32 protein-coding genes and 2 pseudogenes are annotated in these 23,375 nt (G+C 51.9%); 20 read left to right on the top strand and 14 right to left on the bottom strand.

Annotated features, from left to right (window positions below; all coding sequences use genetic code 11):
* Positions 1 to 7: 7 nt before the first annotated feature.
* The 13 genes and pseudogenes from WM95_RS16790 to WM95_RS16730 all read right to left on the bottom strand — a co-directional run bounded on the left by WM95_RS16790 (position 8) and on the right by WM95_RS16730 (position 6,619).
* Positions 8 to 580 carry a 3'-5' exonuclease gene (locus tag WM95_RS16790; RefSeq protein ID WP_016240149.1) on the bottom strand — a complete coding sequence of 191 codons (573 nt, stop codon included), beginning with the start codon at positions 578 to 580 and terminating at the stop codon, positions 8 to 10.
* Positions 561 to 782, bottom strand: coding sequence for a hypothetical protein (locus WM95_RS16785; RefSeq protein WP_023294090.1), 222 nt, complete (start codon positions 780 to 782; stop codon positions 561 to 563). The genes WM95_RS16790 and WM95_RS16785 overlap by 20 nt, the downstream gene beginning before the upstream one ends.
* On the bottom strand, positions 782 to 1,315 hold the full coding sequence (locus WM95_RS16780; protein ID WP_088544886.1) for an ead/Ea22-like family protein: 534 nt from the start codon (positions 1,313 to 1,315) through the stop codon (positions 782 to 784). The genes WM95_RS16785 and WM95_RS16780 overlap by 1 nt, the downstream gene beginning before the upstream one ends.
* Entirely contained in the window at positions 1,312 to 1,524 is a 213-nt protein-coding gene (locus WM95_RS16775; protein ID WP_088544885.1) for a hypothetical protein, read from the bottom strand. Before WM95_RS16775 ends, WM95_RS16780 begins: the two co-directional genes overlap by 4 nt.
* A gap of 6 nt (positions 1,525 to 1,530) precedes the next feature.
* Positions 1,531 to 1,752 (bottom strand): TraR/DksA family transcriptional regulator, encoded by a 222-nt coding sequence (locus tag WM95_RS16770; RefSeq protein WP_016247402.1) that lies wholly within the window; start codon positions 1,750 to 1,752, stop codon positions 1,531 to 1,533.
* The gene (locus tag WM95_RS16765; RefSeq protein WP_088544884.1) at positions 1,749 to 2,252 is read right to left on the bottom strand and encodes a hypothetical protein; all 504 of its coding nucleotides are present in this window, start codon (positions 2,250 to 2,252) and stop codon (positions 1,749 to 1,751) included. Before WM95_RS16765 ends, WM95_RS16770 begins: the two co-directional genes overlap by 4 nt.
* Positions 2,249 to 2,446: a hypothetical protein gene (locus WM95_RS27630; protein WP_016247400.1), complete on the bottom strand. Its 198-nt coding sequence runs from the start codon at positions 2,444 to 2,446 to the stop codon at positions 2,249 to 2,251. Before WM95_RS27630 ends, WM95_RS16765 begins: the two co-directional genes overlap by 4 nt.
* Positions 2,434 to 2,974: pseudogene (locus WM95_RS16755) on the bottom strand (HD family hydrolase). The gene WM95_RS27630 and the pseudogene WM95_RS16755 overlap by 13 nt, the downstream one beginning before the upstream one ends.
* 135 nt (positions 2,975 to 3,109) lie before the next feature.
* Complete coding sequence (locus WM95_RS16750; RefSeq protein ID WP_088544883.1) at positions 3,110 to 3,940, bottom strand: YfdQ family protein; 831 nt, start codon at positions 3,938 to 3,940, stop codon at positions 3,110 to 3,112.
* A gap of 53 nt (positions 3,941 to 3,993) precedes the next feature.
* The gene (locus WM95_RS16745; protein WP_016247397.1) at positions 3,994 to 4,365 is read right to left on the bottom strand and encodes a hypothetical protein; all 372 of its coding nucleotides are present in this window, start codon (positions 4,363 to 4,365) and stop codon (positions 3,994 to 3,996) included.
* Between the two features lie 1,036 nt (positions 4,366 to 5,401).
* Complete coding sequence (locus tag WM95_RS16735; protein WP_233154433.1) at positions 5,402 to 5,707, bottom strand: hypothetical protein; 306 nt, start codon at positions 5,705 to 5,707, stop codon at positions 5,402 to 5,404.
* Positions 5,708 to 5,818, bottom strand: a pseudogene (locus WM95_RS27900) (ClpX C4-type zinc finger protein); the annotation flags it as partial.
* Positions 5,819 to 5,962: 144 nt separating this feature from the next.
* Positions 5,963 to 6,619 carry a LexA family protein gene (locus WM95_RS16730; RefSeq protein WP_074172948.1) on the bottom strand — a complete coding sequence of 219 codons (657 nt, stop codon included), beginning with the start codon at positions 6,617 to 6,619 and terminating at the stop codon, positions 5,963 to 5,965.
* 99 nt (positions 6,620 to 6,718) lie between these two features.
* Here WM95_RS16730 and WM95_RS16725 point away from each other — a divergent pair, with 99 nt between their 5' ends.
* A complete protein-coding gene (locus tag WM95_RS16725) occupies positions 6,719 to 6,916 on the top strand; it encodes a Cro/CI family transcriptional regulator (protein WP_063927643.1) in 198 nt (65 codons plus the stop codon).
* Between the two features lie 28 nt (positions 6,917 to 6,944).
* The gene (locus WM95_RS16720) at positions 6,945 to 7,214 is read left to right on the top strand and encodes a hypothetical protein (RefSeq protein WP_063927642.1); all 270 of its coding nucleotides are present in this window, start codon (positions 6,945 to 6,947) and stop codon (positions 7,212 to 7,214) included.
* A gap of 4 nt (positions 7,215 to 7,218) precedes the next feature.
* Here WM95_RS16720 and WM95_RS16715 read toward each other — a convergent pair whose 3' ends face one another.
* A complete protein-coding gene (locus tag WM95_RS16715) occupies positions 7,219 to 7,653 on the bottom strand; it encodes a hypothetical protein (protein ID WP_088544882.1) in 435 nt (144 codons plus the stop codon).
* A 79-nt stretch (positions 7,654 to 7,732) separates the two neighbouring features.
* On the opposite strand from WM95_RS16715, the gene WM95_RS16710 reads away from it, so the two are divergent.
* The 18 genes from WM95_RS16710 to WM95_RS16630 all read left to right on the top strand — a co-directional run bounded on the left by WM95_RS16710 (position 7,733) and on the right by WM95_RS16630 (position 23,375).
* Positions 7,733 to 8,281: a YmfL family putative regulatory protein gene (locus WM95_RS16710; protein WP_088545048.1), complete on the top strand. Its 549-nt coding sequence runs from the start codon at positions 7,733 to 7,735 to the stop codon at positions 8,279 to 8,281.
* Positions 8,282 to 8,453: 172 nt separating this feature from the next.
* Positions 8,454 to 8,633 carry a DUF4222 domain-containing protein gene (locus WM95_RS16705; RefSeq protein WP_088544881.1) on the top strand — a complete coding sequence of 60 codons (180 nt, stop codon included), beginning with the start codon at positions 8,454 to 8,456 and terminating at the stop codon, positions 8,631 to 8,633.
* A complete protein-coding gene (locus tag WM95_RS16700; protein ID WP_088544880.1) occupies positions 8,623 to 9,480 on the top strand; it encodes a conserved phage C-terminal domain-containing protein in 858 nt (285 codons plus the stop codon). Before WM95_RS16705 ends, WM95_RS16700 begins: the two co-directional genes overlap by 11 nt.
* On the top strand, positions 9,477 to 10,811 hold the full coding sequence (locus tag WM95_RS16695; RefSeq protein WP_088544879.1) for a phage N-6-adenine-methyltransferase: 1,335 nt from the start codon (positions 9,477 to 9,479) through the stop codon (positions 10,809 to 10,811). Before WM95_RS16700 ends, WM95_RS16695 begins: the two co-directional genes overlap by 4 nt.
* The gene (locus tag WM95_RS16690; protein ID WP_088544878.1) at positions 10,804 to 12,741 is read left to right on the top strand and encodes a DNA cytosine methyltransferase; all 1,938 of its coding nucleotides are present in this window, start codon (positions 10,804 to 10,806) and stop codon (positions 12,739 to 12,741) included. Before WM95_RS16695 ends, WM95_RS16690 begins: the two co-directional genes overlap by 8 nt.
* Before the next feature lie 14 nt (positions 12,742 to 12,755).
* A complete protein-coding gene (locus WM95_RS16685) occupies positions 12,756 to 13,448 on the top strand; it encodes a phage antirepressor KilAC domain-containing protein (RefSeq protein WP_088544877.1) in 693 nt (230 codons plus the stop codon).
* Positions 13,445 to 14,506, top strand: a complete 1,062-nt coding sequence (locus tag WM95_RS16680) for a DUF968 domain-containing protein (protein ID WP_088544876.1) — start codon at positions 13,445 to 13,447, stop codon at positions 14,504 to 14,506. The genes WM95_RS16685 and WM95_RS16680 overlap by 4 nt, the downstream gene beginning before the upstream one ends.
* Positions 14,507 to 14,527: 21 nt before the next feature.
* Positions 14,528 to 15,220 carry a bacteriophage antitermination protein Q gene (locus WM95_RS16675; RefSeq protein ID WP_063928731.1) on the top strand — a complete coding sequence of 231 codons (693 nt, stop codon included), beginning with the start codon at positions 14,528 to 14,530 and terminating at the stop codon, positions 15,218 to 15,220.
* 428 nt (positions 15,221 to 15,648) lie between these two features.
* Complete coding sequence (locus tag WM95_RS27225) at positions 15,649 to 15,858, top strand: hypothetical protein (RefSeq protein ID WP_001515597.1); 210 nt, start codon at positions 15,649 to 15,651, stop codon at positions 15,856 to 15,858.
* A gap of 35 nt (positions 15,859 to 15,893) precedes the next feature.
* Positions 15,894 to 16,772: an SDH family Clp fold serine proteinase gene (locus tag WM95_RS16670; RefSeq protein ID WP_001515596.1), complete on the top strand. Its 879-nt coding sequence runs from the start codon at positions 15,894 to 15,896 to the stop codon at positions 16,770 to 16,772.
* A 218-nt stretch (positions 16,773 to 16,990) separates the two neighbouring features.
* Positions 16,991 to 18,043, top strand: coding sequence for a DNA methyltransferase (locus WM95_RS16665; RefSeq protein WP_088544875.1), 1,053 nt, complete (start codon positions 16,991 to 16,993; stop codon positions 18,041 to 18,043).
* Between the two features lie 68 nt (positions 18,044 to 18,111).
* A complete protein-coding gene (locus WM95_RS16660; protein WP_023311421.1) occupies positions 18,112 to 18,453 on the top strand; it encodes a phage holin, lambda family in 342 nt (113 codons plus the stop codon).
* Positions 18,437 to 18,880 (top strand): lysozyme, encoded by a 444-nt coding sequence (locus tag WM95_RS16655; protein WP_088545047.1) that lies wholly within the window; start codon positions 18,437 to 18,439, stop codon positions 18,878 to 18,880. The genes WM95_RS16660 and WM95_RS16655 overlap by 17 nt, the downstream gene beginning before the upstream one ends.
* Positions 18,877 to 19,347, top strand: coding sequence for a lysis protein (locus WM95_RS16650; RefSeq protein WP_016236999.1), 471 nt, complete (start codon positions 18,877 to 18,879; stop codon positions 19,345 to 19,347). The genes WM95_RS16655 and WM95_RS16650 overlap by 4 nt, the downstream gene beginning before the upstream one ends.
* Before the next feature lie 32 nt (positions 19,348 to 19,379).
* The gene (locus WM95_RS16645) at positions 19,380 to 19,784 is read left to right on the top strand and encodes a DUF2513 domain-containing protein (RefSeq protein WP_001165319.1); all 405 of its coding nucleotides are present in this window, start codon (positions 19,380 to 19,382) and stop codon (positions 19,782 to 19,784) included.
* A gap of 76 nt (positions 19,785 to 19,860) precedes the next feature.
* On the top strand, positions 19,861 to 20,502 hold the full coding sequence (locus WM95_RS16640; RefSeq protein ID WP_088544874.1) for a hypothetical protein: 642 nt from the start codon (positions 19,861 to 19,863) through the stop codon (positions 20,500 to 20,502).
* 238 nt (positions 20,503 to 20,740) lie between these two features.
* Complete coding sequence (locus tag WM95_RS16635; RefSeq protein ID WP_000210383.1) at positions 20,741 to 21,310, top strand: hypothetical protein; 570 nt, start codon at positions 20,741 to 20,743, stop codon at positions 21,308 to 21,310.
* Positions 21,252 to 23,375, top strand: a complete 2,124-nt coding sequence (locus WM95_RS16630; RefSeq protein ID WP_069598582.1) for a phage terminase large subunit family protein — start codon at positions 21,252 to 21,254, stop codon at positions 23,373 to 23,375. The genes WM95_RS16635 and WM95_RS16630 overlap by 59 nt, the downstream gene beginning before the upstream one ends.

Here is a 23,375-nt window from a genome sequence, read left to right as displayed (position 1 = left end):
GAGTGGTTTACTCGTTGGTGCTGGTGGCAGGGATAATTTTCTGCCAAATTGCTGACACATATTTTGCCTGATGGCGCGCATCAGCCAGGGCGTTGTGAACATCGCCAATGAATGGCATGTCACGCTTCGGATCGAAACCAACACTGCGACCGAGGGTAACAATCGTGCGTACATCATGATCGTTCCAAAATTCCCACGGGCAAATGCGTCCGGCGCGTTCGTAAGCTCCGCGCAGAATCACATTGTCAAAGGTGGCCCCGTTACCCCAGACCTTCATGTATTTGAGATTATATGCATGCCGGTGAATGAAATGGCTTAGTTCCGACAGTGCATCAGTGATAGGCATCGCATCATCAACGCAAATAGCTGAGCGCGCTTCCGGGCTTTGTTTTAGCCACCAAAGAATTGTATCTCCATCCGGTACCGCGCCTTGAGCCATCGCGCTTTCAAGCGAGACGGCCGTGTAAAATTCTTGGCCAAGTTCACCTGTTTGAGGGTTAAAAAAGACGGCACCAATTGAAACGATCGGCGCGTTTGGCTTTTTCCCCATTGATTCGAGGTCAATCATTAAGTCGTTCAACTGCTTTCTCCATTGCTAATTCTGCGATTAAAACCGAGGGGACAACCACCGGCATTGGTACTCTGACGATCTGTGCTCGTACTCTATCTATTTCCCCTGCCAGCTCCAGCAAGCGGGAGCGGCAATCCTCTGCCTCTTCTCGCCACCAGGCCAGGTCGGCCTTAAGGCGGCGCAGGCGCCGCTGTTTCAGTTTGCTGGGCATCAGGCCTCCGGTTTGGGTGCTGCTGCGAGCATTGCCGACCAGCATAGCTTTGCTCGGTGCGCCGCTTGCTGGCATCCACTCATGGCTTCGTATGCTTCCCAAACATCTGCATCGCTAAAGCTTTCATCTGGTTCAGACTCGAAACCTTCGACGATCATGTTTTCTGTCGGCTCAACCGGCACCATCACCCACCCATTCGGTACTACCGGCGCTGGCAGGGAGGTCCGCATCTCATCACGCATAGCCAGTGTTACAGCTTCCATGGCGACTCGGTCGCGCCCCAGCTCAGCAATCCGCTTCTCTGCTGCGTCCAGATCTGAACCAAGTTTTTTCGCCATCTGAAACCAGTTAGCACGTTGCTCTTCTTTGCGCTCCAGCTCAGCCAGCAGCGACAGCACGGTGGCGGGAGTGCACTGCTTCATAAAGTCGTTCAACGCAGTGATTCGCTGGTCGAACGGCATAACCGGTGCCTCTCCAGCGATTTTTGCGGTGGCTGCCGCTTCACGCAGCGCCTGTTTGTCGATGTTACTCATGCTTCACCACCTTCGATCGGCTTAATGCTGCTCAGAATCAAACGGCGTGATGTCAGCGGCGCACCGCTGCGGCGACCATCTTCTTTCCGGTAGGTTTCAGTGCGGCCAACACACCAGGTCGTTGGAGTCTCGCGCAACTGCACTGTTTTCTCGCCATCTTTGGTGATGATGGTTCCGGTATGGGTTTTTATTTTCTGGTTTATTGCCATTGTCGATTACCCCTTACGCTGCTTTATCATGAGCTCTAAAACTTCCTGGCAACTGGCGCATGTTTTGCAGCCAGGCATTGCAACCCGGCGCGCCTCAGGAATGTCCTCTTCGCATTCAGAACAGTGCTCTGCAGAGACTGCATTCTGATCAATACGGTGTTTTTGTATGGCCAGCTGCAGGCGGTGCTCTACCAGCTCGTTTGCCTGATCGATGATGTCTGAACTCATACGGCACGCTCCTGGCGAAGTAACGCATCGTGCAGCGCCATAGCACCCGCTTCACGGAGTGCAGCATCTTCATAACTGATGCCGTTCGAATCCATGATGCAGTCCCTATCGAGGCACTCCGAACAATCGTTGAGGGCAGATTTGATAGCCTGGGCACGCACTTCATCCAGTACAGCGTCGGTCACATTGCCTGAATGGTCTGGGTCGGTGAACTCGATAAGGACTTCATTTCCTCTCTGAAGAAGTTCTTCATCAGATGCATAGGGGAGTTCATCAGCGGTATTAAGGTGCCCATGATTATACCCAGCTGAATAGACCTGCCCGGCAGCCCATCGCACCGCCTGAACTTCCGCAGCCAGCGCAGCTACCTGCTTCTCAGCGTTTGACAGTTGAAGGAGGAGTTCTTCAACTAACGTCACACGCATCACTACCTTCTGGCAGTCGTTGCGTTTAGCTCTGGCGATTGTGCCGCGCAGAGTCGCGTATTTGTTGGTGGTCATTGGACGGACTCCTGACGAAGATGATTAATTTCGGCGTCAAGGCTCATTCGTTGGTCCATCGATTCCGTCAAGGCGGCAAATGTAACGTCCAGGCGAGTGGCTACCTCACGCATTAGAGAGGCTTCTGCTGGTGGCAGTTTCCCCGCCGCAGCATGGGCTGCGGCTACAAGTTCTTTTATCTTCATGCGAGGCATGTGCGTGATTCCGTAAGCTCATTGAAACGGTTAATGAACAAGCCATATGCCTGGCCTGAACGAAGAGGAACGATCTGGATAATGTCGCTGGCCGGAATACCTTCGAGGCAAGGCCAGAGTGAGCCGTCGTCGATATCCAGATCGCGGCGTTCCGTGGCAAGCATCACCAGATCGGCGTATTTCACTACCGCTGACATATCAGGGGTGATGCTGAATTTGGTCCGGATCAGCTGTTCTACCCGTTCTTCAATGCGACGGTAATCTGGAAGCAATGCTTTCAGGGGGGGCAGGGATGTCCTGGCAATAGGCTTCAGCTGCGTCATGCATCAGGGCTTCAAAGGCAAACTCTGGCGGCACAATTTGGCTGCACAGTACCGAGTGCTGGGCCACGCTGTAAAATTCCGGCAGATGACCACTGAAGCGGCAGATGTGGGAAAGTGCGGTCGCAATATCCTCGATCTCTACGTCGTCAGTGGTTGAATTGAGGTAATCGAATTTCTTACCTGAAAGTGTCTGGATATAACTCATCGTATTTTCTTCTCCATATTTGGCAGCTGCACCTGCGCCAGTTTTTGGTTGTACGAATCCATCGCCATTGGCGATTAATAAAGGGAATTACGCTTCAATAAATCCCCGCGGCGCCGGGGATTTAATGCAGAGAAATTACGCTTTAAAGTTACCGATAAAGGTTTCAACCGGCTTGTCGGTGAATTTCTCGATCAGCAGGTCTCGGAACTCGTTGGCGATAGCTTCTTCCTGGGCTTCCAGTTGAACGATGCGGAGTACAAACACCGGTTCCCCGCTTTTAAGCAGACTATTGCGCAGGCTAAAGCGGCGTTCGCCCAGGCCTTCATATGGTACGCATTTGAACTCAAAGGCCACCGGCATGACGTCTTTACTGCTGGCTTCAACGCTCTGCATCAGGGACTTTTTGCCGCCAAAGTCTTCGTCTTCATGAGCTGATTCTGAGACTTGTTTAATGTTGACGCGGCGAACAGCACCAGCTGCCTGCGCGATGGACAACACATTCCCGTCGGCATCAAATGCGGTCAGGAAGTCGGCCCAGTCCTCCAGCCATTCAGCAATTTCTTTCTGGCCCAGACGATCGCCATTTACCTGAAGCAGGGCTCGGAATGGCGCGGTCTTTTTGAGGGTGATCGAGGCGACGTTATCAGCATGGCCAGGGTTAGCCAGCGTACCGATGTTGAAGACAGAGCGTGCGGTCATGTTGTCAGCATCGATAAAGCAGCGCGCTGGTTCGGCTTCGTTGGCGTAGCCCGCGGCGTAACGCACAAAATCATGAATACTGGTTGTGGTCATGGCGCCACGGAAGCGAAAACGCTCCAGATCGAAACGCTCGAGGCTTTCTACGTGAACCCCTTCAGGAAGCAGGGCAGTCGGGCATGCCGTAATTTTTGCTGCTTCCAGGTGGTAACCGGAAAGAACCAGGTCTTTCACCTGCTGCAGGGCATTGCCGTCTAAAATCTGGGACATAAAATTTCCTTAATATGTGGTCAATGGGATGTCAGTGATTTGTCTGCTGCGGATCACTGTGCCGCTTTAAGCTTTCCGTCAACGCCGCCGTTGATCCCGAACAGCTGCCCCTGATCTTCCTGCAGGATGGTCAGCTTGCCGCCTTTGTTAACCCACATTGGTGTTTCGGTGGTGTCTTCTTCGGAGGCTTTACCGCGCGGGGTTGGGGTGACGTAGTTCAGCTTGTGCTTGATCTTGACGCGCTTCTCTTCGACGGAGTTACCCATACGCTCAATATCAAAGGTGAGGACTACTTTGCCTTTGGTACCGTTGTTCAGAACGCCAAGCGCGGTAGTGTTTAAAGCTGCCGCGATCTTGTTCATGAACACGCCGGCATCCAGTTCGCCTAGGAAATCGGGCACTACGGTCATGCGGTCATTACTCATGGTTTAACCCTCTGTGAGGCGGCTGCCACCGCCAGTGGAACTTCTCCATACACAACAGAAAAGGGCACCTGCGCAGCACTGACGGCTGCAAACACCATTTCTGCGCCCGGGTGGATTGGGGAATGAGCCCGTCGCCCGGTGATGCCCTTGTCTCTTGTGTAAAAAAGGTGCCCACCGATGTGATGGGCAAAGACTACACACAGCAATGATTTTGTTGTGGAGGTGGTGCCTCCACCTGCCGGACCGGCCAGAACCGGCGACGCTACACCTCAAGAAACGTATTCATTTCAAAAGTTGAAATAAAAACTTGTTGGCCTCGTCACGTGCGCAGAGCCGCATTACCACAACTGGAAGCGCACTCCGCCAGGTAACAAACCGATCCCCATCAGTGAAAAGAGGAATGCGCTTTCATGTTGTGTTGCGATTCACCAGCCCCGGTCCGGCGGCGCCACCTCGCCGGGGCTGATGTAAAGGGCAGTTACGCTGCCAGACGGCTTATTGGTCTGTGAGGTATTTCAAGTCCTACATCGCGGGGTTTGCTCTCCGCCCCAGGTTCACCCGCTATTCTTTAGCGCGCAACCTGAGAAAACCGCCTTCAAGTCTTTCGGCTTTCGCCATGTTCAATAGTGCTGTGACGCCAGGTGCTTATCTTCTGGTTGCCTCAAAGGGCTGCAATTCATCACAACTGGAAGCGCACTCCGCCTGTTTACTTACCTGTCATCCACAACCGATAGTTGATGGAGTGCGCTTTCACGTTGTGCCCTTAAAAAGCTGGCTGTCACCCTCAGGGGAAAGTGAACAGCCAGAACAGGGATCACTTCATATTGCTTTGGCCTGCTTTTAACCACATCAGGCGCGGTGGTATCCTTTAAGTTCTTACAGCTTGAGGATATTTTTATGCACGATGAGCACCTAATTACAGTCGGTGAGTTGCTTGACCGTTTACAGCACTACCCGCGCGATACCAAAATTTCGTTCAGTGGGTTAGATTTCTATCGCCTAAAACAACGAGCAGAAAATCTAATCCAGGTCGAATTCAACCAGGTTGTTTATCGCAACTCCGAAGGTCGCGTGGTGGTTGAAAACCTTGAATAATTGCAGCTGCGAATACTGCAGCTTGTGCTTTGCATACGGGGGCATAATTTTCGTCAACGCTCCCGTTGATTTCTTTTAGGAACGTGTAACGTCCTTCAGAAATTTCAATAACCCATCTTTCTTTTTGCTTATCGAGCATTGCCTCTACTACCGGGTAAGGCGGTTTAGTGACGGTTTCTTTGCCTATACGAGGTCCGTCCTTTTGTCCATTTATGCTAGGCACTGACTGCTCAATGACGATTCGCATACACTCTGCGGAGCAGTCAGAGCAAATAGCTGTGTTTGATTCCCGCTGAAGGATCATCAGTGGGACTTCCCGCTGATTTTTTCCGCAGAATGCACATCGAATGAGTTCCATAACGTTGCCCTGTGGTTTGTTCGCTGCTGATGGGATTAATGTAGGATATCTTACCTTTTGGTGTCAATGCTAAAAGTAGGAAAACTTACATTGAAAGGTAAAAAAAAACCGCACAAGGCGGTTTTTTATCTTGGGGAGGGGGAGTTAAAGGTCGGTGACAACTTGTTTGACTACTCCAACAATACGGCAATTTCCGTTAACTTCTAGAACCCTATAATTTGGATTCAAAGGTACTAGATACCTCATAGGGCCATCGATAACGAATTTTTTTAGCGTGGCTTCTGTTGAACCATCAAGCTGCGCAACAACTATACGGCCATTAACCTCATACGGACTTCCATAGTCCGGATCCACAATAACGAGAGAACCTTCTGGAATGCTCGGTGCTCCGTTTGGATTAGTCATTGAATCCCCACGAACTCGTAAGGCAAATCCACTATCAGAGAGATTTGCTGTGGAGTAGATCCACTCTGATACATCATTGCTGGTGATAGGCGTACCGGATTCTGTCCATTCACCAGCTTGAACCCAAGTTAAAACAGGGATTTGCTTAACACCAAACTTTTCAGTAGGAACTAATGACGGGCCATCTGAGTCAGGCTCGCCAATACCATCAATTAGCCATTGGGGGTTACATTCAAGAGCAGCAGAAAGCGCCTGGAGGTTTGAGCCACCAGGTGCGTAATCACCGGACTCCCATCCTGTGACCGTTACTCTATTAACGCCAACTAACTTCCCCAATACAGCTTGGGTGAGTTTTAACTCTTTTCGGCGTGCACGAATGCGATCGTTCATTTTCATGTAGGTAATCCTACCATGTTTCAAGGTAGGAGTCCTTGACCTCTATATGTAAGATATCCTACTATTCTGATGTTCCCATTAACTACATGAGAGGGTTTTATGAACAAAGACGAAGTGCTTTCTTACTTCGGTGGTGTGAGCAATTTAGCGAAGATTCTGGGCATATCCCATGCATCGGTTTCTGGTTGGGGAAATGTAATTCCCAAAGGCCGCGCCTTCGAAATTCAAACCATCACCAACAATGCGCTGGTAGTGGATCCGTCGCTGTACGTAAAGCCTAACGAAGCGGCCGCTTAATAGAAACCACAGGAGTAAGGGGGGAACCGTGGGTAACAACAATACGCAACGAGCAATTATCAAGTATGACGGGGAGACATTAACTGTATCGCCGCTAACGTTGAAGGCGGCCGAATATCTTGTGAAGGAGATATCTCCCTACGACCGAAAACCCATTATTGCTATAGACAACCAGGGTACTGGCAGTGTGGCATCGGTGACCATCGGTGTGCGCTACGATTCGCCGTGGATGAATTTTGTTATGCCTAAATTCATTGCGATGACCGTGGTCAGTAATGAGGACCACGGATATGCATGAGCATTCATCGGCCATCGAATGGAGCTGGTTCTCCATGTTCTCGCCTGAACTTAGCAAGCGCTTCTTGGGTGCTGTGATAAAGCTCAACGGTTTGGCGCTGTATGACGGACATAGCATTCGTATCAAGAGTGCCGTTTTCCATGTGGCTAAGGATCTGGTGGTAACGAAATACAAAGGAATCAGGGCTGACAACAGCAACTTTTCCAGACTCTGCGACTTTGCGGTGATGGTTCCATTCCTCAAGTGCAAGAGTGAGCGCCAATTCCCGCGTTTTCGCCTCTATCCCGGCGATACGGTCTTTTTCCGCCCTGATCCGGTCGGCTTCGCGTTGTTTATTACCGTTTATCAGGTTGAACCATCCGGCGATACCAGCACTAAGAACACCGCTGGATACCACGCTAATTCCGATCGTGATCCAGTCTGACTGATGTAGTGACATGACGAATCTCCTTCGATTCTTAGTTGTGGAAAACAAAGAATATCACTGGGGGAAGGTTTGGTACCAATTGAGGAAGGCAATTATGAATGAACCTGAATGGAAAGTAGATAAGCAACCAGCCTGGCTGGTGGCCGCAATCAAAAAAACGATCACCGAGCTTCCTGGCGGTTATTCCGAAGCTGCTGAGTGGTTGGGGGTGACCGAGAACGCGCTGTTTAACCGACTGCGTACCGAAGGTGATCAGATCTTCCCGCTCGGTTGGGCGATGGTGCTTCAGCGTGCTGGTGGTTCAAACCACATAGCGAACGCTATTGCACGTCACTCGAACGGTGTTTTTGTGCCATTGGCTGAAGTTGAAGAGATTGAGAACGGCGATATCAACCAGCGTCTCATGGAGTCAGTTGAGTGGATCGGCAGGCATTCGCAATACGTTCGTAAAGCTACCGCTGACGGCGTTATTGATGCTCAGGAGCGCGCCCAGATCGAAGAGAACAGCTATCAGGTGATGGCTAAGTGGCAGGAACATTTGACGCTGCTTTTCCGTGTGTTTTGCGCGCCGGAAAAGAGTGACGCCCGCGAGTGTGCAGCTCCGGGCGTCGTGGCAGACAAATCTTGTATGGAGAAGTAATCCGCATGACCAGTTTAACGGCTTTTAACCGTTTACCGCAACTCAGGATGATCCCGGTACCGGGCGCTCCGTTGTTTCGGTATGAACGCAGAATAGCAAACCGCTGGGTGCCATGTAACCACAGTCGGGCGGTCGCAATTGTGGGGGTTTACTACAGGAAGGCGAAACGCTTATGCGCGAAGTTAACCGAAGGTTCAAAGACCACAGAGGTATCCCTGTTCGGGTTATCCGATGGGAGCCAGAAACACGGCGAGTTATCTACCTGCGGGATGGTTATAACCACGAATGTTTCAGCCCGCTCGAACAATTCAAGCGCAAGTTTACAGAGTTAAAGGACGACCATGAGCACTAAATTAACGGGTTACGTATGGGACGCTTGTGCTGCTTCTGGCATGAAGCTGTCCAGCGTTGCCATCATGGCGCGTCTGGCAGACTTCAGCAGTGATGAAGGGGTTAGCTGGCCCTCTATCGCTACCATCGCGCGCCAGATCGGTGCTGGTGAGAGCACGGTTCGAACAGCCATATCTCAGCTGGAGAAAGACGGTTGGTTATCCCGCCAGCAGCGCCGTAAAGGCAACCGCAATGCATCGAACGTTTACCAGCTCAATGTTGCGAAATTACAGGCTGCTGCCTTTTCTCACCTGTCAGATTCTGACGCATCAAAATCTGATGCCTCAAAAACCGACGCGTCAAAATCTGAGGCATCAAAAAACGATGAAAAAGGCGGTTTTCACCCGTCAGAATCTGGGGTGGATCCGTCAGTAAATACAACTACTGATCCATCAGATAAAAAACCTTCTTGTCCGGTTGCTGCGCAACCCGACCCTGCCGTGGTGATCACCGATCAGGCGAAACAGGTTTTATCACACCTGAACAAGACCACCGGATCACGATATCAGGTCTGTAAGTCGTCGCTGGAAAACATCCGTGCTCGCCTGGCGGAAGGGTTTACGCCTGACGAGCTGATGCTGGTGGTTGATTACAGCGTTGAGAAGTGGGCCGAGGATCTGAAAATGTCAGAGTATCTGCGCCCCGCGACGCTGTTTATTCCCTCCAAGTTCCCTGGGTATCTTCAGTCTGCAACTCGCTGGGACGCTGCCGGGCGTCCGAATCGCAAGGAATGGGGAAGAAAGAGACAACATGACCCGATGAAGTTCGGCCCGGTAGATACCAAAATTCCAGAGGGGTTCAGAGGATGATTGAAAGTAAATACTGCCGCGCGCTGGTTGAACTGCGTTCAAAACCAACCCACGAGTTGAAAGAGGTCGGCGATCAATGGCGAACTCCGGATCTGTTGTTTTGGGGTATCAATGCGATGTTCGGCCCTCTGGTGTTGGACCTTTTTGCCGACGACAGCAACGCGAAGTGCCCAGCCTGGTACACGGCTGAAGATAATGCCCTGACGCAGGATTGGTCAGAGCGTCTGGCAGAACTCGGTGGTGCCGGGTTTGGCAACCCGCCTTACAGCCGCTCTCAGTACCACGACAAGCAGGCGGTTACCGGAATGACCCACATCATTAACCACGCTATGGCAATGCGAGAAAAGGGTGGTCGGTACGTTTTTCTCATTAAGTCTGCGACGAGTGAGACGTGGTGGCCGGAAGAGGCAGATCACGTCACATTCATCCGTGGACGAATTGGTTTCGATCTTCCTAAATGGTTCGTGCCGAAAGACGAAAAGCAGCAGCCCACCAGCGCATTTTTTGCTGGCGCCATCGTTGTCTTCGACAAAACATGGCGGGGTGAACGTTTCAGTTACATCAACCGCACCGATCTGGAGGCGAAAGGCCGTGCTTCGATGTCGCTGGCCCAGTTTGCAGTGGGAAGAACGCAAACTGATGCGGCGCCGGAGCTGGACGCTGAGGCAGTGCCGGAGAAATCAGAGGCAGAACTGCCCTTAACCCAAAAAGCCATTCTGGAAACCAGTGGTGTAGAGGCTTGGGCCTGTGTTGTCGCGGCGTTCGGCGAGAAAGATGAGTACACCTTCAGCGAGTCAAAGTTTGGTCATACCTGGGCTGCCGACTCTCTGGAAAACCCTGAATTTACCAATGTTTCACCGCTGACGATCGACAGAGCGAAAAAGCTGATCAGCGAGAGCATCCTGGTGGGTGTTAATGCATGGCTGGAAACATTGCCCTTTGATAGCGATGACGTGAAACAAGACATGTCAGAGCGGCTTCGCACGGTTGCCGTTGAATCTGCGAAAGAATACGGCATCAACCACAGTGAATTCATCGCGACCATGGAAAGCCTGGATAAAGCCAAATGGTCAAATATTCGGGGGATCCGCGCCCATGTCCGTGAGACGCAGGAATCAAAGGACAAGGCGTTAAACGAATCGCGCGTTTGGCCTCTTGAGGTCGGCCTGGTGTTTAACCAGATTGAAGGGGCTGACGCTCTATCTGTTTCACAACAGAACAAGCTGAAAGCCAATATCAACCAGCTGTGGCTCGAACGTATGCCGACGAGTGAAATTATCACGACCGCTGGTGGTCTCTTCAACAGCATGCAGGGGGCCGTCAATGCGTGAAATTATCGTTGATAACTTTGCTGGTGGTGGCGGGGCGAGTACAGGCATTGAACTGGCGATCGGGCGTAGCGTGGATATCGCTATCAACCACGACGAAAACGCTATTGCGATGCATAAGACGAATCACCCGGACACGCTGCATTATTGCGAGTCGGTGTTTGACGTTGACCCAAGCGCAGCCACCAGCGGTAAACCTGTCGGTCTGGCCTGGTTTAGCCCTGACTGCCGCCACTTTTCCAAAGCGAAGGGCGCTAAGCCGGTTAAGAAAGAGATTCGCGGGCTGGCGTGGATTGTCCTGCGCTGGGCGCTGGCTGTACGTCCCCGCGTCATGATGCTGGAGAACGTCGAAGAATTTAAGACATGGGGCCCGCTACTGGAGGAAGAATTACGCCCGGATCCTGAGCGTGCAGGTGAAACATTCGAGGCATTTGTCGGCATGCTGTCGACTGGTATCGCGGCGAATCACCCAGCACTGGCTGAGGTTTGTGAATTTCTTGCCATTGAGCCGCACGGCCAGCAGGCGCAACAGCTGATCGCCGGGCTTGGCTATGAGGTCGATTATCGTGAGCTGCGCGCTTGTGACTACGGCGCGCCGACGATCAGAAAGCGTTTCTTCATGGTCATGCGCTGTGACGGCCGCAAGATTCATTGGCCTGAAGCGACTCATGGGGATCCAAAATCACTGGAAGTACAAAGCGGCAAGCTGGCGCCATGGCGTACCGCGGCGGAGTGCATTGACTGGAACATTCCGGCCCGTTCCATCTTCGACCGCAAAAAGCCGCTGGCGGAAAATACGCTCAAACGTATCGCGCGCGGCATCCAGCGCTTTGTTATCGAAAGCGCATCACCTTTCATCGTGAAGTGTAACCACACCACGACGAAAGGAGGTTATGACTGTTTCCGCGGGCAATCGTTGTTAGAGCCATTGCAGACCATCACTAAAAAGCATGGCTACGCGCTGGCGGTACCGCATCTTACTAAATTCCGCACCGGGGCCACCGGGCAGCCAGTGACCGAGCCGGTTCCAACTGTCACCGCTGGTACGTCGGCGCGCCCGGGCGGGAATGGGCATGCGCTTGGCGTAGTTGAGGCCGCCCTGACACCGTTCCTGGCTGGCAATGGCGGCAGTGAGTACCAGGCAAAGCCGCGCCCGCTGGATAAACCCGCTCATACAATCCTCAAGCAGTCCCGCGCGTGCGTGGTTGCGCCGGTCATCGCCCGCCAGTTTGGTGCCAGTGTTGGGCACAGGGCTGACGAACCGAGCGCGACGATTACTGCAGGTGGTGGCGGTAAGTCGCAGCTGGTAACTCCAACACTGATCCAGATGGGGTACGGCGAACGCCCAGGGCAAGAACCGCGTGTTCTTCAACTGAATAACCCGCTCGGCACGGTCACTGCTGGTGGTAATAAGTTTGCAACGGTGAGTGCGTTCCTGGCGAAGCACTATGGTGGGAATTACACGGGCCCAGGTGTTGGTCTGGATGAACCCGCGCATTCCGTTACCACTGTTGATCACCATGCGGTAGTTGCGTCGCACCTGGTGAAGCTGCGCGGAACCTGCCGCGACGGTCAGACGATGGATACTCCTATGCCGACGATTACCGCTGGTGGCCAGCACGTTGGCGAGGTCCGGACATTCCTCGAAACCTACTGCGGTGAAAGCGAGGATGAATGGCTGGTGACGATCGAGGGGGTTAAGTACCAGATCGTCGATATCGGAATGCGCATGCTGCAACCGCATGAGCTTTATAAGGCGCAGGGCTTCCCTGACGGCTACGTTATCGATCAGGACTATCGCGGCAATCGTTATGCCAAAGACAAGCAGGTAGCGCGCTGCGGTAACGCAGTACCGCCGCCGTTCGCTCGTGCGCTGGTAGAAGCAAATCTTCCTGAATTATGTGCAAATCAAAAGGCGGGTGCAGCCGCCTGATATGGAGAAATAGCATGAATCAGTTAACCGCAAAGGGTGTTGTGACAATGTCCAGCCGTGAAATTGCCAGGCTGGTCCAGAGCAAACATGGTGATGTGAAGCGCTCAGCTGAGCGCCTTGCATCTGCAGGTATTTTAACCGCGCCGTTGGCGCACACCCCCTATACACACCCGCAAAACGGGCAAACCTACGAGGAGTATTGGTTCAACAAACGTGATTCTCTGGTGATCGTCGCCAGGCTGTCGCCAGAATTTACCGCCGCTGTTGTCGATCGCTGGCAAGAGCTGGAGAACAGCCAGGCCGTAAGTGTCCCGCAAACATTGCCGGAGGCATTACGTCTCGCCGCGGATCTGGCCGAGCAGACAGAACAACTCAGCCAGCAGTTAGCCGCTGCCGCGCCGAAAATTGAGTTTGTCGATCGGTATTGTACTGCCAAAGGCTCAATGTCTTTCCGCCAGGTGGCAAAGCTGTTGCAGGCCAAAGAGACCGATTTCCGCTTGTTCCTCATTGAGAGCGACATTATGTACCGGCTCGGCGGAGTGCTGACACCGCGGCACCAGCACATTGCAGCCGGGCGGTTTGAAGTTAAAACTGGCACTTCGAGCGAAACAAACTACGCCTTTAGCCAGGCTCGTTTCACACCCAAAGGCATCGAGTGGATCGGTGGCCTGTGGACGGCACACATCGCTAAGGGGCATGCCGCGTGAGAGGACTGTTTACAGCCGAGACTGTTCCGCGCCTGGGGCTTGTGGTGTTAAAGCCGGGTAGCGAACTGATGTCTCTGTTTCAACAGGGGCGTGTGCTGGTGGAGCCTCAGCCAAAAAGCATGGCTGGACTTCCGTCGGGGCTCGTCCCTGATGCCAGGCAGCCGCTGGCAGAAGATAAGTCCCTCGAGGAATTCTTTACCGACGAGAGAGTAATCCGTGCAGCAGGCGGTTTGAGCGCGTTGGAATCCTGGTTAGAGCGTAACGTGAAGGAATGCCAGTACCCGCACACTGATTATCACCATCATGAGCTGGTAACGATGCGACATCCCCCTGGATCAATGTTGCTCTGTTGGCATTGCGATAACCAGCTGCGCGATCAAACCACCGCGGCGCTGGCAGAACTGGCCCGGCGTAATCTCATTAACTGGCTGATCAGTTCCATCCTGTCATCGCTTGGCTATAACAACGAGCGTGAATTATCCCTCGGTGAATTGTGCTGGTGGGCCGTTTATTCAGGCATTGCTGATGCAATCACGGAAAGGATGGCCCAGCGTGCGCTTCGCTTACCGGACGAGCCGTTTTTATCCGTATATCGAGAAAGTGACATTGTGCCGATGCCCCCCGCAAAAAGCATTTTGCAGAAGAAGGTCACCCCTGCGGTCACGGCTGCGAAATTAAAGCATGGAGCAAATCAGGAAGTAGCCTATGAACAGCCAAAGGTTCTGGCTCTGCATGCGGATCCAGAATCCCCTGAATCATTCATGTTACGTCCGAAACATCGTCGGTGGGTGAATGAGGATTATACCCAGTGGGTTAAAACCCAGCCGTGTGAAGGTTGCCGGCGGCCAGCGGATGATCCACACCATGTCATTGGTCAAGGGATGGGCGGTACCGCCACAAAAGCACATGATTTGTTCGTGTTCCCTCTGTGCAGAGAGTGTCACGACAAACTACATGCCGATTTAGCAGCGTTTGAGAAAAAACACGGTACTCAGCTGGAGCTGCTGTTCCGGTTTATGAATCGTGCGCTGGCGATCGGCGTAATAACGAAAGCGTAATTGTATGGAGCGCTGAGCATTATGAATTTACAAGAACTCGAATATACCCGTATTGAATTACGCCGCGCGCTGGCCGATTTCTCAGGATCGACGAAGGGACAGCTGCAGGCGTTCAGTGAGCATCCACCAGCAGATAAAAATAAGTATCCCCGGCACCATCCAGAAATCGTCATGGAGGGTGGGGAAGGTTGTGGATCGAATGTTGTAAAAACTCTGGCCACTCCGCTTTATGTTCTGGAGACAAGAAGCCGTCGACGCCCATTACCACCTATGAAGGATGCCGAGTTTGCGAGTTCTGCGTGGCGCCGCTCGGTAAATGGCCTTGGAGAGCATCTGCAGGCGTGGGTTCGGTATTGCTATGGATATGATCTGTCTTTCCGGTACCAGACATTAATGTGCCAGTACGTTTGGGCACAGTTTCAGCATCAGCAGGGGAGTAAGAAGCTCCAGGACAGAGTAACAAAAAAATTAGTGGGGCTTGTCTGGCTCGCGGCCCAGGAAGTTGCCGCATCACGCAATAACGATACGTACCAGGAATATGCGGGGGCGGCACTGGCCCGCATGGTGAGCGTGGAGCGTTCAACCTGGCTCAGGGTATACGCTGCTCACTGGGCAGCATTTAAAGCAGCTTTCGTGGAAATGGACAGCCTGGCGTTACGTGAAAGCCTGGCGCGGTACGAAGAGTACGAAGAAGTGAAAGTGGTAGAAATGTGAAGTAAATTTCACTAACGTCTTCAATCAGGCTTGCAAAATGCAACAAAATAAGCGATATTTGAAGCTAATTTGATATGTTGCCATGAGTATATAAACCCGCCAGCGAGCGGGTTTTTCATTTTCACGTACTAAGTGGATGGGATTACCCGGCGACCATAACAACATAAAAAGATACTGTTTATACATTCATAGGAATTTGTTGTTAAGCTGCACTTACAACAAAAAAAGTCAAGAAATCTCCGAGAAACACCACTAATCTGTGCAAAAAAGATTGCATATAACGTATGTTCAGACCATATTTAGCGCATAACTAAAGCAATCTTGACCTCCACTTGGGAGGTTTTTTCGTATCTATCCCTTAGTGAAATCTACATGTTGTGTGCCGAAGTTGTTTTTTTACTACATGTAGTTTGTTGGAGAGCGCAGCCATGAACATAAACCAGCTTTATGACGATTTTGGTATCACCCCCGCAGAATTTTTGCCAAACGAAACAGCAACTGATTTTGGTCGCAGAGTAATGAGTACCTCATCAGTTGGTTCTGGGCAAAAAGGTGTGATTTATTCGACAGGTTCTCACCTGGAAAATGTTGATTACAATCAACAAGGAAATGCATCGTACCAACTGTATTCATACTAACAATAAGATGAACAATGCCTAATTGGAATCATGTTATGGGCGAGGTTGCAGTCCTCGCCCAAAAAAGCCCCCTAGACACAGTAAGAAGCAAATATATCAAAGAGATGTCGCAGATGACCGGACGTAACGTCATTGCGTACTACTCGGGGTTCCTTCAGAATAGCTCGCATTTATGTACTATGTCTGATGATGATAAAAATGGATTCATGACAGCGGTTCATGGGCTCGATGCCACGAAGGGGCTTGATCTCATTTTGCATACACCTGGTGGGGATATCGCCGCCTTAGAATCGATAGGTTATTACTTGAGAGCTAAGTTCGGTAACGATATCCGTGCTTTTGTCCCCATGATATCTATGTCAGCAGGGACTATGTTGGCTTGTTGTGCAAAAGAAATCATCATGGGGAAACAATCAAATATCGGTCCTTTCGATCCCCAAATCGGTGGCGTGCCAGCACATGGCGTGATTGAAGAAGCGCAGAAGGCTATGCAAGATATTATTAAAAACCCTGCGACTGCTGCGTATTGGCAATTTACACTGTCTAAACTCAATCCGACGTTCATTGGTGAGTGTGAAAAGGCAATCCAATGGGCAACAACAATTGTCAGTGAATGGCTAATTACTGGTATGTTTGATGGGGATCCAGATGCCCAGCAAAAGGCTGAAGCTATTTGTTCAAGCCTGAATAACCACAGTTCAACTTTTGCTCATGCACGTCATATTCACAGTGATAAAGCTAGCCAAATTGGTTTGAAAATCATACCGATGGAAGCAGATCAGGCATTACAAGATATAGTGTTAACGATACATCATAGCTATATGCACACTTTTGGTGGCAGTACAGCAGCCAAGATTATCGAGAACCATGAGGATGGCCGAAGAGTCTGGCATGTCCCTCCTGGAAACGCGTAAATTTCAGATTTTATTAAAAATGCCCTGACCTGAAAATCAGGGCTTTTTTACGCCTTCGTTCCTTCAATATGGAGGAGTTTTGCTGTGGAATGGGCGGCTGGTGGGTGTTGTAGCACCCGACCAACCATCAGCTCATGCTTACAGGTCACAAGCTAACCAAGGCCCACCGCTTTAGCGCAAAAGCATAGTGAGCCTATCAGAGTTACGCTTACTGATCTATGAAAAATACTGTAATTATAAACAGTGTTGAGTTAGTCAACGCTGATAGCCTGCAATACATCGTAACTCTCCCTGATAACTCCATTGACCTTATAGTCACGGATCCGCCGTACTTCAAAGTGAAACCCAACGGCTGGGACAATCAATGGAAAGGGGATGAGGATTATCTTCGCTGGCTTGATATGTGCCTCGCACAATTCTGGCGAGTGCTTAAACCTGCTGGCAGTCTTTATCTGTTCTCCGGTCACCGCCTGGCGGCAGACATTGAAATCATGATGCGTGAGCGGTTCAACGTCCTGAACCACATCATCTGGGCTAAACCGTCGGGCCGCTGGAATGGCTGTAATAAAGAGAGCCTGCGCTCTTACTTCCCTGCAACAGAGCGCATCCTCTTCGCTGAGCATTACCAAGGGCCGTATAAACCAAAGAGCGACGGTTACGCGGAGAAGGGAAGCGAGCTGAAGCAGCATGTAATGACTCCCCTAATTTCTTATTTCCGGGATGCACGTGAAGCGCTTGGCATATCCTCAAAACAAATAGCCGATGCGACTGGAAAGAAGAACATGGTGTCTCACTGGTTCAGCGGAAGCCAGTGGCAGTTGCCGAATGAATCTGACTACCGGAAACTTCAGTCCCTTTTCACGCAGGTAGCCATCGAAAAGCACCAGAACGGCGAACTGGCAACACCACACCACCAGCTGGTGGCTCTGTGGCAATCGTTGAATCGCAAATATTCAGAGCTGCTCGAAGAGTACAAATCACTTCGGCGGCATTTCTCTGTTTCTGTATCCGTTCCTTATACCGACGTCTGGACACATAAACCCGTTCAGTTTTACCCAGGTAAACACCCATGCGAAAAACCCGCAGACATGTTGCGGCAGATCATCAACGCCAGCAGTAAGCCTGGTGATGTGGTGGCTGATTTCTTTATGGGGTCCGGTTCGACCGTGAAAGTCGCGCTGGAACTTGGCCGCCATGCTATCGGCGTTGAACTCGAAAAGGACAGGTTTAGCCAGACGGTGGAGGAAATAAGGGCGTTAACAGGGGAATAAACGTGAGGTCGCACAAGCGGCCTTTTTTATTACCTCAATAACACCCGCACACAGCGAGGTGAGAGACTATGAAAATGCATAACGATCCCCACTCCTGGACGGAGTTTATCGAACTACTCCACAGCTGGTGGCGTGGCGAAACGCCGATGGGAGCAGTATTGCTGTCGGTTGCAATGGCCGCATTGCGAATCGCTTACGGCGGTGGCGGCTGGAAGAAAATGCTCCTTGAGGGGGCAATCTGTGGAGCCCTGACCCTTACCGCTGTGTCAGCTCTTGATTACTTCAACCTCCCACAGTCCCTGTCGATCGCTATCGGTGGCGCGCTCGGGTTTGTTGGCGTAGAGCAAGTGAAGGTTATGGCTTCCCGGGTGTTTAATTCTCGGTTTGGAGGCGGTGATGCAAATCAGTGATAAAGGCATTGCCCTGATCAAGCAGTTCGAAGGCTGCAAACTCACCGCCTACCAGGACAGCGTCGGCGTATGGACGATCGGCTATGGATGGACTCAGCCTGTCGACGGAAAACCAATCCGCGCCGGGATGACCATTAAGCAGGAAACTGCAGAACGCCTGCTGAAGACTGGGCTGGTCAGCTACGAAAGCGACGTGTCCCGCCTGGTTAAAGTGGGTCTGACTCAAGGGCAGTTCGATGCTCTGGTGTCGTTCACGTATAACCTTGGTGCTCGCTCCCTGTCGACATCGACACTGCTGCGAAAACTCAACTCCGGTGATTACGCTGGCGCTGCCGATGAGTTCCTGCGCTGGAATAAAGCTGGTGGGAAGGTGCTGAATGGGCTGACACGTCGGCGGGAGGCAGAGCGAGCTCTGTTCCTGTCATGATTAGCGCACTGGTTAAGCGTTACTGGCTGCAGTTGCTGGTGCTGGCGTTAATCGGCGCACTGGCTTTCTTCGTGAACCACTACCGCGACAACGCCATCACTTACAGAGACCAGCGCGATAAGGCCACTGAGAAACTCCTCCTGGCGACCGCCACCATTAAAGACATGCAGACCCGCCAGCGTGATGTCGCTGCACTGGATGCCAAATACACCGGAGAACTGGCTGATGCGAAAGAAACCATTGAGCGTCTGCATAGCGATGTCATTGCTGGCCGTAAGCGGCTGCAGCTCAACGCAAACTGTCCCGCGAACGGAACGACCAGCACCGGCGGCCTGGGCGATGTTACCGGCCCCCGACTTACTGACTCCGCTGAACGGGATTATTTCACCCTCAGAGAGCGAATCGTCACAGTGACGAAACAGGTTGGATATTTGCAGGAATACATCAAAGAGCAGTGCTTAAATTGATGTTAAATTAACCTTTTACATACGGAGGGGTTATGCAAATAGATCAAGAATACCTTAAAGGTTTGCTCGAGGCTTTCGAGGCATCGGATTCACCTGATACCGATATTATTCGATTAAATGATTTAGGGTTCAATTGTGAAACTGACACATTTGTGTTTCATATGCGTTTGCTTGAGGATAGAGGGCTGATTATCAGGAGTGATGGAGAGCCCGGCTTTGGTGCTATTCAGTCTTTAGACGGAATGACTCACTGGGCTGTAATGCCCTTGCGATTGACCGCGATGGGGCATGACTTCTTGGATGCTCTCCGTAACAAAGAGGTTTGGGCAACATTAAAAACCGGATTCAAAGATGCCAGTATGGGCACGCTGATGACAGTTTCGAAGGAGCTGTTTAACCGAGCTCTAGCTAAGCAACTTGATAAAATGTTCGACTAACCGCCTACGGGCGGTTTTTTATTGTCAACTTTATGAGCAAACTGATCTTAATTACTGTAACTAGGTGGTCAATGATATGGCAACGCTTAAGGACCTTTCCAGTCAGTTAAGACAGCTGCAGAAGCAAATACCGTTTGCGACTGCCCAGGCTATGACTAAAGTGGTTCGCCAGATAGAAGCGGCCCAAAAAACAGCATTTGAGCGGAATCTGGATAATCCAACACCTTTTACAGTTAAATCGGTTGGGTCAGTTGGTGCCAGGAAAAACAGCCTTCGTGCGAAGGTGTTTGTTCGTGATACTGCTGCTGGTTACCTTGAACCCTTCGAGTTCGGCGGAGAGCACAAGCTTAATGGTAGTGCTTTGCTTAACCCGAAAGACATAAAGCTCAATAAATACGGCAATCTACCGCGTAATAAGCTCTCTCAGCTTAAAGCAAAGCCAAACGTATTTATTGGTGACGTTGGCGGCGTGAATGCCGTGTGGCAGCGAAAAAAGCCCAAAACCAAAAAAGCGAAGAAGCGGGCAAAGCGTTCTCCGAACGGCACGCGCAGGGATAAGATTAAGCAACCTGCACCAAAATTGCTCATTCGGTTTGGTGACGCTCTTCCGGTTAAACCAACGCTCGGCTATATGGACAGAGCAAACACCATGGCCAACGCATTATTACCCTCAGCGCTGCACCAGGCGATTGCTGAGGCGATTAGCTCGGCCAGATAGCCCCCCAGGGGTTTTGGGTCCTTCCTGAGCCTTTTGTAAGGCACGGGCATTGCGCGCCGCGGTGTTTTCCTAGCTACAACTTTCAGATTTGTGTCCCATGTCCCACCTCTGGCGATCATTACGGACACCGTGCCAGCTCTGGCTATTCCAGTTTATTCCAGTGGGACATTCTGGTGGGACATCGCAAAAATGTCCCAGGCGAATGTCCCACCCCAGAAAATGTCCCAGGTGATGTCCCATGACAACGATGAACCAGAGTCAGTACGCACAACATTCAGGTGTGGATCGCAAAACAATTGGCCGGTGGATTAAAGCTGGGCGCTTCATTGTGATGGACGGAGACCTGATTGACGTAGAGGCCAGCGATGCGGCATTGAAGAAAAACCGCGATGGCAAAGACCCGCGCGCCTCGAACGCGAAGAAAAAGAAAACTCCCGTCGTTAGCGATAACGATGATGACGGTGATGAAATCAATAAAACTGTCCGCCAGATAATGCTCACTGAAGGGGCAGATCTTTCGAGAGAGGAAGCGGGACGTATCCGCGAGAATTACATGGCCCTGCAGGCAAAGCTGCAGTATGAAAAAGACAGCGGCCAGCTTATTGAGCTGACAGCAGCCGAGGAGGTTTTATTCAACGCCTTTCGCCAACAGCGTGATGCCTGGCTTAACTGGCCGTCCAGGGTGGCGCCGCTAATGGCTGCTGATCTGGATGTACCGGCGGACAGGATGACAGAGGTGCTGATTGAACATGTCCACAAACACATCTCAGTCCTCGGAGAGCCAGAGTTTAACCCGGCAGAAGATTGAGCGTCTTGAATTAAGCGTCCGCAAAGGCTGGACACCCCCGCCGCGTATCAGTGTGCCGCAGTGGGCAGATGACTATCGTAAGCTGGCAAAAGAGGCTGGGAGCACTTCGGGAAACTGGGAAACATCGACGGTAGAAATTGCCCGCGGACCGATGCTTGCCGCGACGGAGTCCGGGGTTCATATCATCACTGTAATGTGCTGTACCCAGTTGATGAAGACAGCACTGCTGGAAAACCTTTTTGGCTATTTTGCCCACCTCGATCCTTGTCCGATACTGCTGCTGCAGCCGAAAGAAGAAGCCGCTGAACAGTTTTCGAAAGAGCGTATTAGCCCGCTGGTAAGGGTGACGCCGGTACTGCGTAAAATCATCGGTGATTCGAAACAGAAAAGCTCGAAAGAAACCATTCTTTACAAGGCATTCACTGGCGGATTTCTGGCGCTGGCGGGTGCTGGTAGCCCTGATAACCTTGCGCGTCGTCCGATTCGTGTCCTGCTGGCGGATGAAGTGGACAAGTACCCGATAACCCGCGAAGGCGATCCAATTGCGCTGGCCGAAGAGCGTACAGCGACATTTGGCCTGACCTGGCTGTCTGTGCGCGCCTGTTCGCCGACGGTGGAGGATGAGAGCCGCATTGCTGACAGCTACGCCGACTCCGATCAGCGCCGGGCATCTGTGGCTTGCCCGCACTGTGGCCACCGCCAGTTCCCCGACTTTTTCAAACACGTTCAGTGGCCGAAAGAGGGGGATAAACACCTGACTAAATCGGCGATGCTCTATTGCGAATGCTGTGGTAGTGGCTGGTCCGAAGGACAGCGCCTCAGAGCTCTGCACACTATCCGATGGCATCAGACGCGCCCATTTGAGTGCTGCGGGGAGCGACATTCACCGCTGATGGATTATGACCTTGCCTGGCGGGCGGCAGACGAGGGCAGCGTTGAAAAGGTCTGGCAATGGTCAGAGTCGGAGCGGCATGCGGTATACCGGGCAATCTGCCCCTCCTGTGGAAAGGAGGCGGTCGATAACCACCACGCCGGGTACCAGGCATCCAAGCTTTTCAGCCCCTGGCAAAAAGATAAGCCGTCGGATATTGCGAAAAAATATATCGATGCGAAGGGCGATCCGGATAAGGAACAGGCGTGGTGGAATACCCAGATGGGGCTTCCGCACCGACCTAACCATGGGAAACAGCTCCCTGTTGATGTTCTGCTGGCGCGCCGGGAAATATTTCCGGCCGTCGTTCCGGACGGCGTGGCATTGTTAACAGCTGGCGTTGATACCCAGGACGATCGCTTCGAAATCACGATCACCGGCTGGGGTAGGGATGAAGAATCGTGGTCGGTCGCGCATGACGTTATTTATGGTGACCTTGAGACGGAAGAACCCTGGAAGCGACTGGATGCATACCTGAAACAGATCTGGCGACGTGGTGACGGGCGCGGCCTGAATATCATGGCAACGTGCATGGACTCCGGCGGCCACCATACGCAGAAGGTATACGAATTCGCCAAAGAGCGTCTTGGCCGTCGTGTCTGGGCAATTAAGGGGGAGTCTGCACAGGGAGGCAAACGCAATCCTGTCTGGCCGACCAAACGACCATCATCGAAAAGCAAAGCCAGTTTCCGCCCTGTCATTCTGGGGGTTAACTCAGCGAAAGACGTGATACGCGGTCGCCTGCATCTTGAGCCACCCAAACCTGGCGCCGCCGCTGCGGGTTATATGCATTTTCCTGACGATCGCGATCTCGGGTACTTCAATCAGCTGCTGGCGGAGCGACTGGTTTACAAAGTCATTTCCGGGCAGCGGTACAGTATCTGGGAAGCAATACCAGGACGAGCTAACGAAGCGCTTGACTGCCTCGTTTACAGCTATGCCGCGCTGTGCGGTCTCAAACATATGGGGTTAAAACTCAACGTCCGGGCCGCCAACCTCGAAGCCGATCCGGATAAGTTCCTGCCAGCGCCAGTTGGACAGGAAGAAAAAATCAATTACGAGCTGCCGGGTGCGGTTATTGAAGAACCAGCGCCGGTCAAACGTAAGCGAATATCGCAACTCCTGCCGAAATAA

The organism is Enterobacter cloacae complex sp. ECNIH7 (genome assembly GCF_002208095.1).
Lineage (GTDB): Bacteria > Pseudomonadota > Gammaproteobacteria > Enterobacterales > Enterobacteriaceae > Enterobacter > Enterobacter cloacae_M.
Note: the sequence above shows the minus strand (reverse complement) of the source record. Positions and strands in the feature narration are given on the sequence as shown.

Coding starts and splice junctions, on each gene's coding strand:
- WM95_RS16785 (WP_023294090.1), bottom strand. CDS start 782: ATGCCCAGCAAACTGAAACAGCGGCGCCTGCGCCGCCTTAAGGCCGAC.
- WM95_RS16780 (WP_088544886.1), bottom strand. CDS start 1,315: ATGAGTAACATCGACAAACAGGCGCTGCGTGAAGCGGCAGCCACCGCA.
- WM95_RS16775 (WP_088544885.1), bottom strand. CDS start 1,524: ATGGCAATAAACCAGAAAATAAAAACCCATACCGGAACCATCATCACC.
- WM95_RS16770 (WP_016247402.1), bottom strand. CDS start 1,752: ATGAGTTCAGACATCATCGATCAGGCAAACGAGCTGGTAGAGCACCGC.
- WM95_RS16765 (WP_088544884.1), bottom strand. CDS start 2,252: ATGACCACCAACAAATACGCGACTCTGCGCGGCACAATCGCCAGAGCT.
- WM95_RS27630 (WP_016247400.1), bottom strand. CDS start 2,446: ATGCCTCGCATGAAGATAAAAGAACTTGTAGCCGCAGCCCATGCTGCG.
- WM95_RS16750 (WP_088544883.1), bottom strand. CDS start 3,940: ATGTCCCAGATTTTAGACGGCAATGCCCTGCAGCAGGTGAAAGACCTG.
- WM95_RS16745 (WP_016247397.1), bottom strand. CDS start 4,365: ATGAGTAATGACCGCATGACCGTAGTGCCCGATTTCCTAGGCGAACTG.
- WM95_RS16735 (WP_233154433.1), bottom strand. CDS start 5,707: ATGCGAATCGTCATTGAGCAGTCAGTGCCTAGCATAAATGGACAAAAG.
- WM95_RS16730 (WP_074172948.1), bottom strand. CDS start 6,619: ATGAAAATGAACGATCGCATTCGTGCACGCCGAAAAGAGTTAAAACTC.
- WM95_RS16725 (WP_063927643.1), top strand. CDS start 6,719: ATGAACAAAGACGAAGTGCTTTCTTACTTCGGTGGTGTGAGCAATTTA.
- WM95_RS16715 (WP_088544882.1), bottom strand. CDS start 7,653: ATGTCACTACATCAGTCAGACTGGATCACGATCGGAATTAGCGTGGTA.
- WM95_RS16705 (WP_088544881.1), top strand. CDS start 8,454: ATGCGCGAAGTTAACCGAAGGTTCAAAGACCACAGAGGTATCCCTGTT.
- WM95_RS16700 (WP_088544880.1), top strand. CDS start 8,623: ATGAGCACTAAATTAACGGGTTACGTATGGGACGCTTGTGCTGCTTCT.
- WM95_RS16695 (WP_088544879.1), top strand. CDS start 9,477: ATGATTGAAAGTAAATACTGCCGCGCGCTGGTTGAACTGCGTTCAAAA.
- WM95_RS16690 (WP_088544878.1), top strand. CDS start 10,804: ATGCGTGAAATTATCGTTGATAACTTTGCTGGTGGTGGCGGGGCGAGT.
- WM95_RS16685 (WP_088544877.1), top strand. CDS start 12,756: ATGAATCAGTTAACCGCAAAGGGTGTTGTGACAATGTCCAGCCGTGAA.
- WM95_RS16675 (WP_063928731.1), top strand. CDS start 14,528: ATGAATTTACAAGAACTCGAATATACCCGTATTGAATTACGCCGCGCG.
- WM95_RS27225 (WP_001515597.1), top strand. CDS start 15,649: ATGAACATAAACCAGCTTTATGACGATTTTGGTATCACCCCCGCAGAA.
- WM95_RS16670 (WP_001515596.1), top strand. CDS start 15,894: ATGGGCGAGGTTGCAGTCCTCGCCCAAAAAAGCCCCCTAGACACAGTA.
- WM95_RS16665 (WP_088544875.1), top strand. CDS start 16,991: ATGAAAAATACTGTAATTATAAACAGTGTTGAGTTAGTCAACGCTGAT.
- WM95_RS16660 (WP_023311421.1), top strand. CDS start 18,112: ATGAAAATGCATAACGATCCCCACTCCTGGACGGAGTTTATCGAACTA.
- WM95_RS16650 (WP_016236999.1), top strand. CDS start 18,877: ATGATTAGCGCACTGGTTAAGCGTTACTGGCTGCAGTTGCTGGTGCTG.
- WM95_RS16645 (WP_001165319.1), top strand. CDS start 19,380: ATGCAAATAGATCAAGAATACCTTAAAGGTTTGCTCGAGGCTTTCGAG.
- WM95_RS16640 (WP_088544874.1), top strand. CDS start 19,861: ATGGCAACGCTTAAGGACCTTTCCAGTCAGTTAAGACAGCTGCAGAAG.
- WM95_RS16635 (WP_000210383.1), top strand. CDS start 20,741: ATGACAACGATGAACCAGAGTCAGTACGCACAACATTCAGGTGTGGAT.
- WM95_RS16630 (WP_069598582.1), top strand. CDS start 21,252: ATGTCCACAAACACATCTCAGTCCTCGGAGAGCCAGAGTTTAACCCGG.